This is a genomic window from Paradevosia shaoguanensis (assembly GCF_016801025.1).
Classification (GTDB): Bacteria; Pseudomonadota; Alphaproteobacteria; order Rhizobiales; family Devosiaceae; genus Paradevosia; species Paradevosia shaoguanensis.
This window is the reverse complement of sequence record NZ_CP068983.1, coordinates 44,348-59,375: the sequence shown is the minus strand read 5'-3', so window position 1 is coordinate 59,375 and position 15,028 is coordinate 44,348. Positions and strand designations below refer to the sequence as shown.

Genomic DNA, 15,028 nt, shown 5'->3' with positions numbered 1-15,028 from the left:
CGAGTAGCACCGTGCCGATCCAGGAAATCCATCTCGTCAGTCACACCCACACCGATTTCGGCTTCACCGATTACCCCGATACGCTTCTGCGGCACCACAACCGCATCATCGACCGGGCCATCGATATCTGCGAAGCCGAAAGCGGGCGGGAGGACCGGGCCCGGTTCCGCTGGACCTGCGAGGTGGCGGCGATTACCGCCAACTGGTTCCGCACGGCCTCTACCGCGCAGAAGGACAGGTTCCTGCGCGTCCACCGCGAAGGGCTGATGGCCGCCGGCGGCATGGCGGTGCACTGGACGCCGCTGATCTCGCCGGCCAATGCGGCCCGCTCGATGCGAATGGTGGATTTCCTGCGGCGCGAATGCGAGCTGGACGTGCGCGTTGGCTGGCAATGCGACGTCAACGGGCTGGGCTGGCACTGGCTGGACCTGCTCATCGACATGGGGATGGATGGCTTCGTGCTGGCCCCGAACCCGCATCGGGGCATGCCGTTCGACACCCAGCAGCGGGTATTCAACTGGCAGGCGCCTTCCGGGCGCTCGCTGTTCGCGCTGCATGGCTGGCACTATTCGGTCGGCGCCTGGGGCTTTTTCCTGGGCGACGACGACATGGAAAAGACCCAGGCGGCCATCGACCGCATGCTGGCTAACCTCGAAAAGCGCGGCGGCTACGAGCTCGATACGATCCTCTGCCAGGTGACCAATCCGGCGGCCATCGACAATGGCTTTCCGACCAATATCTCGGCCTTCGTCGAACGCTGGAATGCGGAGGGCCGGACGCCGGTTCTGCGGCTATCGACGCTCGACCAGGCGCTGGCGGCGGTGAAGACCAAGGCGACCAACGCGCCGACATGGCGCGGCGACTGGCCGGATTACTGGGCGGATGGCGTCGGCTCGACGTCCTACGAGACGGCGCTGGCGCGTTCGGCGGAGCGGCACTTGCCGGCGCTGGAACTGATCGGCGCGCTGCGGGGCAAGGAGGCGCCGCTCATGGCTTTGGCCACCGACCGGCTGCAGTTTTACGACGAGCACACCTGGGGCGCGTTCTGCTCGGTGATCCAGCCGGATTCTCCGTTCACGCGCTCGCAGCTGAGCTGGAAGACCAGCCGGGCCTATGAAGGCTTCGCGCTGACGCAGGAGGCGCTGGCCGACGAGGCGCGCAGCCTGGCGCGCGAGCGGACGGGGCAGGCGATCGAGAACGACCTGCCGATCCGTCGCGGCCAGCCGGGGCCGACCCCGATCGAGGAGCAATCCTATTACGTGCTGAACCCGACCGGGGTGGCGCGGCGCGTGCGCTGGCCGGTAACCTGGGACTATGGCGGCGCGGCGCCGCAGACCATTCTCCACGCCTATCTGAGCGACGAATATCTGCCGGGCATGAAGGTGGACAAGCAGGGCTTTGCTTCGTCGGTCACCCATATCATCGACGTAGAACTGCCGGCATTCGGCGAGGCGGTGGTGAAGCCGGTGGCGGTGGAGCCGCCGGGCGAACTGGGCGAGGGATGGATCGGCAATGGCGGCTGGCGGCTTGAGGTCGACCCGAAGACCGGGGCGATTGCCTCGCTGGCGCGAGACGGGAAAGAGCTCCTGGGTGAGCAGCCGCTTGGGCTGCTGATCTATGAATCGCTGCGCCATCCCGAGAAGAGCCGGGCCAGCATCTTCGGCGAGTCCGGGGACTGGCAATATGACTGGTCGCGGCTCGAAACCATCGCCTGGCCGCGGACGGCGCCGGAATTCGTACGGCGGCCGGCGGAGGCGGTGGCGATCGGCGAGACGCGGCGAACGCTGTTCGGACCGGAAATCGACGTGCATCTGGCCTGGAGCCACGGCGACAAGGCGGTGGTGACCTATCGCCTGCCCGAGGACGGGGCCGTGGAGATGCGGATTGCGGTCGACAAGGTGGCCGTCGAGGCGCCGGAATCGCTGCATGTGCTGTTCGGGCGCGGCAGCGGCGAGGCGGATTTCCGCTTCGATGTGGGCGACCATGTCATTACGCCGGGCGAGGACCAGATACCGGAATCGTGCCGGGCCTGGTATGCGCTGCAGGGTTTTGCCGGGCTGGAGACGGTGGAGGGCGCGCTGGTCGTGGCGTCGCCCGATGCGCCGCTGGTGCAGCCGGGCGGCATCCATACGGACCACGCCACAGATCCGCAGGACAGGGATCCGGTACTGGCCTTCTGGCTGCTCAACAACCATTGGGACGTGAACTTTGCGGCCGCGCAGGGCGGGCGAAGGCTGTTCTACCGGTTTCGGCTCGATTTTCCCGAGGCGCTCGATGAGCTGGGCGCGCGCGCCTTTGCCGAAAGCGCGATGACGGCGCCGGTGATCGTGCGGGCCTATGACGCCGCGCCGGTCGCGGCTTCGCCGGTGCTGAGCATCGATGATGCGGCGGTGATTGGTCGGCTGCGGCGGGCCGAGAAGGGGGAGGGGCTGGTGCTGACGCTGGTCAACCCCACGGCGGAGGCTCGGCGCGTAAGCGTTGGGCTGCGCGATGCGGATATCGCTGGGGCGGAGCGGATTTCGGCGGTGGAAGAGCTGCTGGGAATTGCAGGAGAGATTTCGGATGGAAACCTCTCCTGCCAGGTGCCGCCGGGCGCAACGCAGGTCTACCGGCTGGCGCTCGGCTGATAGGCCGGGCGGCGGTCGGTGACGGCCCGCCAGATAGCGAGGGCCGCCACGAAGATCAGCGCCGCTGCGACGCCGAGGACCACGACGAAGGCCTGGTCGAAGGCGCCATGGGCCAGGGTCTGGAGCGTGGCGGCAGCGTCGGGCGCCAGCTTTTCGGAAGCCAGCAGGGCTTCGTCGAGGCTGTCGCGGACGGTGGCGGGCACGTTCAGGTTCGCCGGCGGCATCAGCGTGGCGCCGTAGACGGCGGTAAGGATGCTGCCGAGCACGGCGATGCCGATGGCGCCGCCCAGCTCGTAGGACACCTCTTCGACCGAGGCGGCCGAGCCGGCGCTTTCGATGGGCGCATTGTCCATGATCGCCGTCGAGGCGGCAGTCATGGTCGCTCCGAGCCCGAAGCCGAACGCGGCCAGGGTCAGGACGACGAGCGCCAGCGGGCCGTTATGTACCACGAGGTAGCCGGCGAGGCCGATGCCGGCGAGGGCCAGCGACCCCCAGAGCACGCGGCCGGCGCCGAGCCGGGGCACGAGCATGCCGGCGAGCGGGCCCGAGACGAACGCGGCCAGCGGAATCGGCAGGATCGCGAAGGCGGCCTGGAGCGGGGAATGACCCAGCACCAGTTGCAGCCGCTGGCTCACGACGAGCTCGACGCCGACGAGGACCGTGGAGGCCACGAGCGCGGCGATGACGCCGGCCGTGAAACGGTTATCGCGGAAAAGCTTGAAATCGATGAGCGGCGCGGCGCTGTTCCGCTGCCGGCGCACGAAGAGCACCATGGCGAGAACGCCGACCACGGCCGCGCCGATCATCAGGCCAAGCTCGCGCTCGCGGGCGCCGAGCTGCTCGATGAAGAAGGCGAGAGCGACGAGGCCGACCATGACCTGCACCGAGCCGATGAAATCCCACGGGCGGCTGGCATGGCCTTCGTCCGACTGGACGAACGGCACGGCGAGCAGCAGCGCGACGATCACGACCGGCACGTTGATGAGGAACACCGAGCCCCACCAGAAATATTCGAGGAGGACGCCGCCAATGACCGGGCCGAAGGCGGCGCCGCCCGAGGCAATGGCCGCCCAGATGCCGATGGCGATGGCACGCTCGCGGGAATCCTCGAAGGTCACGCGGATGATCGAGAGCGTAGCCGGCATCATCATGGCCGCGCCGATGGCGAGCACGGCGCGCGCGCCGATGAGGACGCCCGCATTGGGCGAGAAGGCGGCAATCAGCGAGGCGACGCCGAAGACGGCAAGGCCGCCCAGAAACATGGGCTTGTGGCCGACACGGTCGCCAAGGGCGCCGAGCCCCGGCAGAAGGCCGGCGACGACGAGGCCATAGGCGTTGACGATCCAGAGCTTCTGCGCTGCGGTTGCAGCGAGCTCATGGGTCAGAGTCGGAAGTGCGGTGTGGAGAACGGTCATGTCCACCACGATGAGGAACAAAGCGCTCGATACGATTGCGAGCACCAGCCAGCGGTTTTGTCTGGCCATGGTTTTCACCCTAAGTCTTGCTTTCGGTCGGCGCTTATATAAATACATCCGTATGGATTGAAAAGAGGTTTCTGTGGGTAGAAAACAGACTATCGATCGCAATGCCGTGCTGGACGCTGCCGAAAAGGTGGTGAGCGAGCGTGGCATCGGCGCGCTGACCATCGACGCGGTGGCCAAGGCGTCGGGGATTTCCAAGGGCGGCGTGCAATACGCGTTCGGCACCAAGGACGACCTGATCGGGGCGATGATCGACCGCTGGGAAGCCGAGTTCGACGCCGAGACGGCCGCCTTGCGCAATGGCGACGAGACCGCGCAGAGCATGGTGCGGGCGCATGCCGAGGCCACGCGGCATTTCGACGAGGCCTCGGTAGACCGCGCGGCGGTGATGCTGGCGGCGATGATGCAGGACAAGGACCGGCTGGCGCGTACGCGCGCATGGTACGAGGCGCGGCTCAACGCCATCGATGGCTCGACGGAAGAGGGGCGCCGGTTGCGACTGGCGTTCCTGGCGACGGAAGGGAGTTACCTGCTGCGGAGTTTTGGGTTCATGCCCATGGACGAGGCGGAGTGGCAGCAGGTGTTCGAGGATATTCTGAAACTGGCGGGGAAGGGGTGAGTGGAGCTAACCGCTCCGCCCTAGGGTCCGTACTCAATAAGTCCCGGTGCCCCCAGAGCGCTTATCTCCCCATCCGAAAGATTCCAACGGAAGCGCTGTCCGTCTGCCGCGCCACACCCACTGAACTTCCCCGGCCGCAGAGCCGGGGCCCACGGATTGCTCCACTCGAGTGGAGGGGTGCAATAGGCCCCGGATCAAGTCCGGGGAAGTCCGGTGGGTGGGGCGGGCCATCGCAACCTCATCTACCGGCGCAATTGAGTACGGCCCCTAGTTGATCAGCCGCCCGTGGCGCTCCTCGACGCCCTGTTCCGCCTGGAACGACATGCCGCCGTTCACCATCACCCATTCGATGCCCGACGACGGCAGCGTCGGCTGCTCGTAGGTCGAGCGGTCGGCGATGGTGTCGGGGCGGAAGGCGACGAGGTCGGCATAGGCGCCGGGGGTCAGGGTGCCGCGATTTTCGAGGCCGAAGACCTTGGCGGTGAGGCCGGTCATCTTGTGGACGGCGGTTTCGAGGTCGAAAAGGCCGACATCGCGGGCGTAGTGGCCGAGGACGCGGGGGAAGGTGCCCCAGAGGCGAGGGTGCGGGTGGTCGTCGTGGGGGAGACCGTCCGAGCCGATCATCGAGAGCGGTGAGCTGAGGACGCGGCGGACATCGGCTTCATCCATCTGGAAATAGATGGCGCCGGCCGGTTGCAGGCGAGCGGCGGTCTCGTCGAGATCGAGGCCCCATTCGGCGGCGATATCGATGAGATAGCGCCCGGTCATCTCGGGATAGGGGCGCGACCAGGCGATCATGATCGGATAGGTGTCGGTGATGAGGTCGGCGCGCAGGTTCGTGGAGCCGGCGGCATAGGGGTAGACGTCGACATTGACGCTGTGTCCGTTGGCGACCGCCTCGATATGCGGCAGCGTTTGCTGCGTGCGGCCCCAATTGTGGACGCCGGCGCATTTGTGGTGGGAAATGACCAGCGGCGTGCGGGCGTTGCGGGCCGTAGAAACGGCCTCGTCGATGCTGGCCAGAACGTTGTCGAACTCGTCGCGCATATGGGTGGCGTAGACGCCGCCATGCGCCGAGACGTGGCGGCCGAGCCGGGCGACTTCGTCGGCATCGGCAGCGGCATTGGTGGGGTAGAAGAGGCCGGTGGACCAGCCGGCGGCGCCGTTGCGCATAGCCTCGTCCAGCAACGCGCCCATTTGCGCGATTTCTGCGTCCGTCGCCTTGCGGGAAATGTCGTCCATCGTGGCGATGCGCAGGGCGGAGTGGCCGATAAGAGCCGCGACGTTGACCGCCGGGCGCTTACGCGCGACCGCCTCGGCATAGGCGGCGAAGGTCGGGAATTCGTAGGCTTCGGCTCCGCCGAGAAGGTTCATGGGCGGCGGGGGCGGGGTGTCGGTGAAGGTCACCGGCGCGAGCGAGATGCCGCAATTGCCGACGACGACGGTGGTTACGCCCTGGCTGATCTTGGGCAGCATGTCGGGGGCATCGAGCACGATGCGGTCGTCGTGGGTGTGAGAATCGATGAAGCCGGGAGCGAGGGCCATGCTGGAAAGATCCCGCTCGCTCTCGCCCGCGTCGGGCGGGATGGTGCCGGGCTTGCCGAGGGCCGCGATCTTCTCGCCGGTGACGGCGAGGTCGCCGATGAAGGAAGGAGCTCCGGTGCCGTCGACGATGCGCGCGTTGCGGAACACCCAGTCATAGCGCGGCTGCCCGCGGCGAAGAGGACTCTGGCTCATGACTACTCGTGAGGCTTGATGGTTTTCATCAGGATGGTGGGGTCGGTCGACGGCGTCGGGATGGCGATGCCGATGCTGGCGACGGTGTAACGGACACGGCGCAGCGTCTCGCGGGCGTCCCCGCCCTTGCGGTCGGCGATGCCGGTGGCAATGGTATCGATGACGCCCATATGGGCGTAGCGGGAGGGCGTCGGGATGAGGACGTTCTCATCCTCGCCGATGACGATCGGGATCACGATATCGGCCGCCTGTGCGATAGGCGTATCAGGGCGGGTGAGGGCGATGGTCCTGGCGCCGAAGGAATGCGCGATCTGCACGGCCTCGGCCACGGCTTTCGACCGCCCGCTGTTGGAAATGAGGATGACCGCGTCGCCCTGGTTGAGGGTGGCCGCCGACATGCGCTGCTGGTGGCCATCGACATAGGCGCAGACGGGAATGCCGATGCGGAAGAGGCGCAGCTTGGCGTCTTCGACAAGGCTCGCCGACCCGCCGCCCTGGCCGTAGATATCGATGCGCCGGGCCGACGACAGGATGTCGATGGCGGCTCCGACCGCTTCGGTATCGAGGGCATTGAGGCAATCGCGCATGGCGTTCATGGCGCGGTTCATCACCGACTGGGCGAGCTGGCCGACGTCATCGGAGAACTGGCGTTCCGGGCGCAGATAGGCGGCTGCGACGGTCAGCGTGGTCGCCAGCATGATCTTGAACTCGCCATAGGACGAGCAGCCGACCGAGCGGCAGAAGCGGGTGACGGTGGGCTGGCTGACGCCTGCACGGGTCGCGAGCTCGGCAATCGTCATGCGGGTGGCGGCGTCATAATCGTTGCGCACGGCCTTGAGCACCTGCCGTTCGGCAGGGGACAGGTCCGCCTCGACCCGCTGCATGCGCGAGACGACGTCGATGACTTCCGATCTGGCATCCATGCTTTTCGGGGCCATGGCCAACCCGACGCCGACGGCGCCGCTCCCCATTCACCTTGCGTAAGAAATTTAATTACAGGAATGCCGATCAGGCACAAGAGGTTTGTTGATGGGAGTCGATGGATTTCGCAATGATTGGTGATGTTACGATGCCGTTTCGATGGTCAATATGCTGAAATAGCGTGATAAAAATACGGTTTGCACAGTTCGGTTCGTCCAAAAGTAGGGCTATTGCCAAGTCTGAAATTATGTTTCATATCTGGCGAAAGTAAGCGCGACGAAACCGGAGGGGTGTCGAACGCGCCGGAGGATGAGGGGAGGAGCAGCATGAACGCTGCCAGCGGTCTGCCGCGCAGTGCGCCGGAGCCGATCAAGATGGTCGTCGACGGTGCGTCCAAGTTCTACAACACGCGCTCGGGCCAGGTGCATGCGGTCGACAACGTGTCGCTGCAGGTGCGCGAAGGCGAGTTCCTGTGCCTGCTCGGTCCCTCGGGCTGCGGGAAGTCGACGCTGCTGTGGTCGATGGCCGGGCTTCACGGCCTGAGCGGTGGCCAGATTCGGCTGGGCGAGGACGCGATCACCAAGCCGCACCCCGAAATCGCGATGATTTTCCAGGAAGCCAACCTGCTGCCCTGGCGCAACCTCATCCGCAATATCGAGCTGCCTTTCGAGATCAAGCGGCAGGAGCCGGACCGCAAGCGCATCGAGGCGCTGCTCAAGCGCGTCGGGCTGGCCGGGTTCGAGAACAAGTATCCGCGCGAGCTTTCGGGCGGCATGCAGCAGCGCGCCTCGATCGTGCGCAGCCTGGCGGTCAATCCGTCAGTGCTGCTGATGGACGAGCCGTTCGGCGCGCTCGACGCCTTCACCCGCGACGAGATGAACCTGCTCATCCAGGAAATCTGGATGGAAACGGGCAAGACCATCATCTTCATCACCCACTCGATCACCGAAGCGGTGTTCCTCGCCGACCGGATCGTGGTGATGTCGGCCCGGCCCGGGCGGATTTCCAATATCGTCGATGTCGACCTGCCGCGGCCGCGCCCGGTCAAGCTCCAGACAACCCCGGACTTCCTCGATCGGGTCGAGGCCATCAAGGCCATGATCGACCACCGCCCGAGCTGATTTTGTCCTTGCCAGGAAAGACGACAATGGACAGCGAACTCAAGGACACCATCCCCACCTTCGGCGGCGCCAAGGGGAAAGCCGATGTCAGCCTTTCGGGCGGCATGGCCTCGCTCACATCCGGCCCAAGCCGCAGCGCCTTCGAGATCCTGGTGATTGCGCTGGTCGCGGTGGGCATCATCGGCGGCGCCGAGCTTCTGATCCGGCTCTTCGAGGTGCCCCAATACATCCTGCCCGCGCCGAGCGCGATTGCGGCCGCATTGGTGAGCGAATGGCCGTTCCTGTGGCCGCACCTTGTGACGACGCTCTGCGAATTGCTGATCGGCTTCGCCATCGGCGCTTCGGTCGGCTTCGTGCTGGCGGCGGTGATCACGCAGTTCCCCTTCGCCGAAAAGATCGTGACGCCTTACATCCTGCTGCTGGTGACGACGCCCATGCTGGCGCTGGTGCCCTTGCTGGTGCTGCGCTTCGGCTTCGGCTGGGAGCCGCGCATCATCGCGGTGGCGCTCGCTTCCGGGCCGATGGTGATGATCAATTCGGCCACCGGCTTCCGGCGCGTCGACCTTGCCAAGATCGCGCTGGCCCGCTCGTTCGGCGCCTCGACGCTCCAGATCTTCACCAAGATCCGCATTCCCATGGCCATGCCGATGATCATTGTCGGCCTGATGGTGGGCTCGATCTTCGGGCTGCTGACCACGGTCGGCGCCGAGATGGTGGGCGGGGCCGAAGGCCTGGGCAACCGGCTCAACTATTATTCGTCGATGATCCGCATGCCGCAATTCTTCGCGGTGATCCTGCTGCTCGCAGTGATCGGCATCTCGATCTACGTGCTGTTCTTCCTCATCGGGAAGAAGTGGGCGAGCTGGGAATCCTAACCCCAGCCGCGTGGCCCGCTTGAGGGAGCGGGCCGAGGGACATTTGTGGAGGAGAGAAAATGTCTGACTTGATGAATACGACCGGCATCAGCCGTCGCCGCCTGCTGCAGATCACATCCGCCGGCGTCGTGGTTTCCGCGCTTGGTCTCAATGCCCGCGCCGCCATGGCGCAAGGCGCTGCCGTCCGCTGGGTTTCCCCGCGCGGCACGCTCGAAGTGGTCGATGACTTCGCCTATTGGGTCGCCAAGAAGATGGGCTATTTCGGCGATGTCGAAACCGTCATCGAAGCTGGCCCGCAGGATGGCACGGCCACCGTCAAGCTGGTCGACCAGAACCAGTCCGACTTCGGCTATCCGTCGCCCGGCGTGCTCTCGCTCGGCCTCGAGCAGGGCATGAAGCTGACTTCGGCCTTCCACATCATGGCCGGCGACGTCTTCGACTTCGCTTTCCAGAAGGGCAAGGCTCCGGCTGATCTCAAGGGCCTGGAAGGCAAGACCATCGTCCTGGGTTCGGCCGGCTGGCAGTCGATCGCCGACCCGATGCTGGCCGCGGCCGGCGTGGACCTGAGCAAGGTCAAGTACGTGGAAGTGAGCGCCTGGGGCCAGGCGCTGGCGCAGGGCCAGGCCGACGCGGCGCTGACCTGGGAAGGCCTGCGGGCGCAGTGGCGCGGGCAGGGGCTCGATTTCGACTACCTGCTCGGCAAGAACGCCTCGGTGTTCCCGGCCAACTCGTTCGTGGTGCGCTCGGCGGACCTCGAGGACCCGGCCAAGGTCGACCTCTATACGCGCTACCTGCGCGGCTGGGCACAGGGCCTCGAATTCGGCTGGATCAACCCGGCAGCGGCCACCCAGATCGCCATGGAGCAGTTCCCGGGTCTCGCCACGCAGATGAACCCGGCGGCCGCCGTCGAATCCCTGATGCAGCAGAGCGCGCTCATGCACGCCCATTGGGACAAGCGCGGCAAGTGGGGCTACCACCTGCAGGACAGCTGGCAGGCCTATTTCGACGCGATCCACAAGATCGGCCAGGTCTCGCAGGTGTTCGACGCCAGCAAGGTGACGAGCAACGCGCTGATCGACGGCGCCAACGACTTCGACCACGCCAAGATCAAGGCCGACGCCGAGGGCTTCCAGCTCTCGCCGGACTATGCGGCAGTCGACGTCGCGGCCATCGCGGCCACGGTCTAGTCGAGGCGGCGGGGGCGGCGCGCCCCCGCCTTCCACATCATCGAGGGGAGGGGGCCGTGTTCGAGTTCGACCACGTGGGTATCACCACGACCAAAGTTCAGCCGCAGGAAGACTGGGTGGAACAAAGCCGCATCTGGGTGACCAATCCGCGCAATCATCCCGAGCATATCGAGTTCCTGCGCTACGAGCCCGACAGCACCGTGCCCGCCATGGTGCGCGACAACCCGCACGTGGCCTATCGCGTCGACGACATGGCGGCGCGGCTCGCCGAGGCGGACGAGGTGCTGATCCCCCCATTCATCGTCGGAGACTTCCTGGAAGTGGCGTTCGTGCTCAAGCACGGCATGGTGTTCGAATACATGCGCTACCTCAAGGACGGCTGGTTCGGGAACTAGAGGCATGAGCTACAAGGCAATCTACACCTATGCCTGGGACCTGGCCGACCACGGCATCGCCAACGCCATCGAGGCGTTCCGCGAACAGGGGCTGGACACCGTCACCTTCGCGGGCAGCTACCACGCCGGCAAGTTCCTGCGCCCGCAGGGGCGGAGCGGAAAAGTCTATTTTCCGGAGGACGGCACGGTCTATTTCAAGGCCGACCCGTCGCGCTACGGCAAGATCAAGCCGGTGGCCAATTCCATCCTGGAGAGTCAGGACGTGCTGGGCGGGCTCGTCGGAGCCGACGCCATGGCGACCAATGTGTGGCTCGTGCTGCTGCACAATACCAACCTCGGCATGCGGCACCCCGAGAGCGTGGTGCGCAATGCGTTCGGCGACCCGTATTTCTATAACCTCTGTCCGTCAGCGCCCGAGGCGCGGGCCTATGCCATCGGGCTCGCTACCGACGTGACGATGAGCTATCCGGCGAGCGGCCTCTCGATGGAGGCGCCGGGCTTTACCCCCTACGCCCATGGCTTCCACCACGAATTCGGGCTCGTGCGCCAGAATGCCTGGTTTGAAGGCTATATGGGCCTCTGCTTCTGCGACCATTGCGTGGGCGCGGCGGCAAAGGCGGGCATCGATGCCGAAGGGCTGCGCCGCAAGGTGGCGGGGCTGCTGGCGGATTATCTCGAGAGCGACGTCGACCTGCCGCAGGACATGGCGCAGGCCATGTGGCTGGCCGATATCGAGGGCGACGGCGAATTGCGCGCCTATCTCGAATTCCGCTCGCGGCAGGTGACGTCGCTGGTGGCGGAAATCCGCGACCGGGTGCGCAATGATGTCGAGGTCGCGGTGATCCCCTCCGTGGCACGGCCGACCGGCGGCGCCTGGTATGAGGGCAGCGACCTCGCGGCGCTCATGGACGTGACCGGCATCGTCGAGGCGTGCTTCTACGAGCCGTCGGCGGCGAGGATCAAGGCGGACCTTTACGACACGAGGCGCCGGTTGGGCGGGCAGGGGCGCCTGCGCGGCATCATGCGGCCGTCCTTTCCTGATATCGAGAACAAGGCCGAATTCCTTGCCGCCATCGATACGCTGGTGGCGGGCGGAGTGACGGAACTCGCCTTCTACAATTGGGGGCACCTGCGCCGCTCCAGCATGGACTGGATCGGCGAGGCGCTGGCCAGGGTGCCGGCATGAAGGAGTTTGCCGGAAAGACCATCGTCATCACCGGCGCGGCCGGCGGCATCGGGCAGTGCCTCTGCCTGTGGTTCGGCCAGCGCGGCGCGCGGATCATCGGCATCGACAAGGCGGTGAACACCGCCCAGGTCGTTTCGGCGCTGGAGGACAACGGCATCGACGCCATGTTCCTGCGGCTCGACATCGGCGACCCCAATTCGGTCGAGATGGCCTTCGCCGAGATCGATGGCGTGGACGTGCTCATCAACAATGCCGGCTATTCCAACCACCACACGCTCAACGTCACCACGACGCAGAGCTGGGCGGAGGAGGTCAACGGCAACCTCAACGGTGCGTTCAACTGCGTCCATGCCGTGCTCGGACGAATGAAGGCGGCCGGGCGCGGCTCGATCATCAACGTCGCCTCGGTCAACGGGCTCTCGGCTTTGGGCGACCCCGCCTACAGCGCGGCCAAGGCGGGCATGATCTCGATGACCCGCACGCTGGCGCAGGAGGTCGGCAAATACGGCGTCCGCGCCAATGTCGTGCTGCCCGGAACCGTGCGCACCCCGCTCTGGCGCGAGCGGGCGCAGAAGGACCCGCAAGTGCTCAAGACGCTGGAGCGTTGGTACCCGATGGGCCGCATCGTCGAGCCGGAAGAGGTGGCGAGCGTCGTCGGCTTCCTCGCCTCGGACGCCGCGAGCGCGGTGAGCGGGGCGGTGCTGCCGGTCGATTGCGGGCTGAGCTCGGGCAACATCGTCATGGCGCGTGAACTCACGCTCGAAGATTTTTAAGGGAGAAATTCATGTCATCACCGCTGCGGATCGGCGTGATCGGGTTGGGATGGTTCGGCGAGATCCATTGCGACACCATCATCGGCCTGCCCAACCTCAAGCTCTCGGCTCTCTGCACGCGCACCGGCGACCGCCTGGAAGCGCTGGGCAAGAAGTACGGAGTGCAAAAGCTCTATCGCGACTACAACGAGATGCTGGCGGACCCGGAAATCGACGCGGTCTCGATCTGCACGATGTGGGACCAGCATACCGAGCCGGCCATCGCCGCCCTCAAGGCCGGCAAGCACGTCTTCCTCGAAAAGCCGATCGCCTCGACCGTCGAGGACGCCAACAAGATCGTTGCCGCCTCCAGGGACAGCAAGGGCATCCTCTTCATCGGCCATATCGTGCGCTTCAATCCGCGCTATCGCATGGCCAAGCAGGCGATCGACGCCGGGCGGATCGGCAAGATCGTGGCCCTCAATTCGCGCCGCAACATTCCGGCCGCCTGGACGCCGGAAATCCTCAACAAGATCGGGCCGATCGTGGGCGACGCCATCCACGACACCGACATCATGCTCTGGCTGACGGGCGACCGGATCGTCTCGGCCTATGCGCAGACGGTTGACGTCCGGGGCCTGAAGCACCCTGATATCGGGCAGACGATGTATCGCTTTGCCGGCGGCGCGACCGCCATGTTGGAGACTGTCTGGTGCATGCCCGAAAAGACCCCGTTCGACATCGATGAGCGCATGTCGATCATCGGCACCGAGGGCATCATCCATATCCAGGATACGTTCCCCAACCTGGCGGTGGTGGACGGCAACAAGCTGCACAGCCCCGATACGACCTATTGGCCGGAATTCGACGGCGTGCGGGGCGGGGCGCTGCGGGACGAATTCGACTATTTTGCGCGCCGGGCGCTGGCCAACGAACAGCCGCAGATCGGGCGGCCCGAAGACGCAGCCGCGGCGCTTGCGGCGACGCTGGCCGCCGAGGAATCGGCGCGCACCGGCAATGTGATCAGGATCGGGTAAGGGAGAGGACAATGAGCAAGCTGCGAGTTCTGGTCGTCGGGCTGGGCAATATGGGCATGAGCCACGCGCTCGCCTATACGCGCATCGACGGCTACGAAGTGGTGGGCGTGTGCACGCGCCACATCGACAAGGTGCAATTGCCCGAGGCGCTGCAGGGCGCCCAGAAATTCTCGGATTTCGATACGGCGCTCAAGACGCTCAAGCCCGACGTGGTCTCGATCAATACGCTGCCCGATACACATGCGCCCTATGCCATCAAGGCGATGGAAGCGGGCGCGCATGTCTTCGTCGAAAAGCCGATGGCGCTGACGGTGGAGGACGCCGAGGCGGTGGTGGCGACGGCAAAGCGCACGAACCGCAAGCTGGTGATCGGCTACATCCTCCGCCAGCACCCGAGCTGGATCAAGTTCATCGAGATCGCGCGCGAACTCGGCACGCCGCTGGTGTTCCGCATGAACCTCAACCAGCAGTCGAATGGAGAAACCTGGTCCTGGCACAAGCGGCTGATGGACTCGTTCCCGCCCATCGTCGATTGCGGCGTGCATTATGTGGACGTGATGTGCCAGATGACGAGCGCCAAGCCGGTCAAGGTCCACGCCATCGGGGCCAAGCTCACCGATGAAGTGGCCAAGAACAATTACGGCATGCTGCAGGTGCAGTTCGATGACGGCTCGGTGGGCTGGTATGAAGCCGGCTGGGGCCCGATGGTGAGCGAGACGGCCTTCTTCGTGAAGGACGTGTTCGGGCCCAAGGGTTCGGTCTCGATCGTGATGGCCGAGACGGCGGGTGCGGTGAAGTCGGACGACATTAACGCCCACACCAAGACCAATCAGATCCTGCGCCACTACGCGGACATGTCGCGGCCGGACGAGCGTATCGACATGACCGACGAGCCCGGGCACGATGATCTGTGCGAACGCGAGCAGCGCTACCTGCTCAAGGCGATCAACGAGGATATCGACCTGACCGATCACATGAATGATGGCGTCAAGAGCCTGCGCATCGTGCTGGCCGCCGACGAATCCATCCATTCCGGCCAAGTCGTGGCGCTTTAAGAATATTTCCAGCCCTGGGGCAGGTCCCCGGGGCG

General features: G+C 65.6%; 13 protein-coding genes. 10 read left to right on the top strand and 3 right to left on the bottom strand.

All coding sequences use genetic code 11. The annotated features are described in order from the left end of the window. Window positions 1-11 precede the first annotated feature (11 nt). Window positions 12-2,627, top strand: a complete 2,616-nt coding sequence (locus JNE37_RS00315) for a glycoside hydrolase family 38 N-terminal domain-containing protein (protein WP_203064952.1) — start codon at window positions 12-14, stop codon at window positions 2,625-2,627. On the opposite strand, the gene JNE37_RS00310 is transcribed toward JNE37_RS00315, so the two are convergent. Beyond that, on the bottom strand, window positions 2,606-4,111 hold the full coding sequence (locus tag JNE37_RS00310; RefSeq protein ID WP_203064951.1) for an MFS transporter: 1,506 nt from the start codon (window positions 4,109-4,111) through the stop codon (window positions 2,606-2,608). The genes JNE37_RS00315 and JNE37_RS00310 overlap by 22 nt on opposite strands. Before the next feature lie 73 nt (window positions 4,112-4,184). On the opposite strand from JNE37_RS00310, the gene JNE37_RS00305 reads away from it, so the two are divergent. Then, window positions 4,185-4,727, top strand: a complete 543-nt coding sequence (locus JNE37_RS00305) for a TetR/AcrR family transcriptional regulator (protein ID WP_203064950.1) — start codon at window positions 4,185-4,187, stop codon at window positions 4,725-4,727. A gap of 267 nt (window positions 4,728-4,994) precedes the next feature. On the opposite strand, the gene JNE37_RS00300 is transcribed toward JNE37_RS00305, so the two are convergent. Both JNE37_RS00300 and JNE37_RS00295 read right to left on the bottom strand, forming a co-directional pair. Then, on the bottom strand, window positions 4,995-6,464 hold the full coding sequence (locus JNE37_RS00300) for an N-acyl-D-amino-acid deacylase family protein (protein ID WP_203064949.1): 1,470 nt from the start codon (window positions 6,462-6,464) through the stop codon (window positions 4,995-4,997). Window positions 6,465-6,466: 2 nt separating this feature from the next. Further along, the gene (locus tag JNE37_RS00295) at window positions 6,467-7,402 is read right to left on the bottom strand and encodes a MurR/RpiR family transcriptional regulator (protein ID WP_203064948.1); all 936 of its coding nucleotides are present in this window, start codon (window positions 7,400-7,402) and stop codon (window positions 6,467-6,469) included. Between the two features lie 309 nt (window positions 7,403-7,711). On the opposite strand from JNE37_RS00295, the gene JNE37_RS00290 reads away from it, so the two are divergent. The 8 genes from JNE37_RS00290 to JNE37_RS00255 are packed head-to-tail and all read left to right on the top strand — an operon-like array spanning window position 7,712 to window position 14,993. Continuing rightward, a complete protein-coding gene (locus tag JNE37_RS00290) occupies window positions 7,712-8,506 on the top strand; it encodes an ABC transporter ATP-binding protein (RefSeq protein WP_246513438.1) in 795 nt (264 codons plus the stop codon). Between the two features lie 26 nt (window positions 8,507-8,532). Then, the gene (locus JNE37_RS00285) at window positions 8,533-9,381 is read left to right on the top strand and encodes an ABC transporter permease (RefSeq protein WP_203064947.1); all 849 of its coding nucleotides are present in this window, start codon (window positions 8,533-8,535) and stop codon (window positions 9,379-9,381) included. A gap of 59 nt (window positions 9,382-9,440) precedes the next feature. After that, window positions 9,441-10,568 carry an ABC transporter substrate-binding protein gene (locus JNE37_RS00280; protein WP_203064946.1) on the top strand — a complete coding sequence of 376 codons (1,128 nt, stop codon included), beginning with the start codon at window positions 9,441-9,443 and terminating at the stop codon, window positions 10,566-10,568. Window positions 10,569-10,624: 56 nt separating this feature from the next. Next, entirely contained in the window at window positions 10,625-10,963 is a 339-nt protein-coding gene (locus tag JNE37_RS00275; protein ID WP_035031864.1) for a hypothetical protein, read from the top strand. Between the two features lie 4 nt (window positions 10,964-10,967). Further along, entirely contained in the window at window positions 10,968-12,149 is a 1,182-nt protein-coding gene (locus JNE37_RS00270; protein ID WP_203064945.1) for a hypothetical protein, read from the top strand. After that, window positions 12,146-12,922 carry an SDR family oxidoreductase gene (locus JNE37_RS00265; protein WP_035092143.1) on the top strand — a complete coding sequence of 259 codons (777 nt, stop codon included), beginning with the start codon at window positions 12,146-12,148 and terminating at the stop codon, window positions 12,920-12,922. Before JNE37_RS00270 ends, JNE37_RS00265 begins: the two co-directional genes overlap by 4 nt. Before the next feature lie 11 nt (window positions 12,923-12,933). Next, window positions 12,934-13,938, top strand: coding sequence for a Gfo/Idh/MocA family protein (locus tag JNE37_RS00260; protein ID WP_182397656.1), 1,005 nt, complete (start codon window positions 12,934-12,936; stop codon window positions 13,936-13,938). Window positions 13,939-13,949: 11 nt separating this feature from the next. Continuing rightward, entirely contained in the window at window positions 13,950-14,993 is a 1,044-nt protein-coding gene (locus JNE37_RS00255; RefSeq protein WP_035031856.1) for a Gfo/Idh/MocA family protein, read from the top strand. Window positions 14,994-15,028: the final 35 nt, after the last annotated feature.

What these genes read in the sequence shown, in the direction of transcription:
- JNE37_RS00285 (WP_203064947.1), top strand. Translation starts at nt 8,533, where the DNA reads ATGGACAGCGAACTCAAGGACACCATCCCCACCTTCGGCGGCGCCAAG.
- JNE37_RS00270 (WP_203064945.1), top strand. Translation starts at nt 10,968, where the DNA reads ATGAGCTACAAGGCAATCTACACCTATGCCTGGGACCTGGCCGACCAC.
- JNE37_RS00290 (WP_246513438.1), top strand. Translation starts at nt 7,712, where the DNA reads ATGAACGCTGCCAGCGGTCTGCCGCGCAGTGCGCCGGAGCCGATCAAG.
- JNE37_RS00255 (WP_035031856.1), top strand. Translation starts at nt 13,950, where the DNA reads ATGAGCAAGCTGCGAGTTCTGGTCGTCGGGCTGGGCAATATGGGCATG.
- JNE37_RS00310 (WP_203064951.1), bottom strand. Translation starts at nt 4,111, where the DNA reads ATGGCCAGACAAAACCGCTGGCTGGTGCTCGCAATCGTATCGAGCGCT.
- JNE37_RS00280 (WP_203064946.1), top strand. Translation starts at nt 9,441, where the DNA reads ATGTCTGACTTGATGAATACGACCGGCATCAGCCGTCGCCGCCTGCTG.
- JNE37_RS00295 (WP_203064948.1), bottom strand. Translation starts at nt 7,402, where the DNA reads ATGGCCCCGAAAAGCATGGATGCCAGATCGGAAGTCATCGACGTCGTC.
- JNE37_RS00260 (WP_182397656.1), top strand. Translation starts at nt 12,934, where the DNA reads ATGTCATCACCGCTGCGGATCGGCGTGATCGGGTTGGGATGGTTCGGC.
- JNE37_RS00300 (WP_203064949.1), bottom strand. Translation starts at nt 6,464, where the DNA reads ATGAGCCAGAGTCCTCTTCGCCGCGGGCAGCCGCGCTATGACTGGGTG.
- JNE37_RS00265 (WP_035092143.1), top strand. Translation starts at nt 12,146, where the DNA reads ATGAAGGAGTTTGCCGGAAAGACCATCGTCATCACCGGCGCGGCCGGC.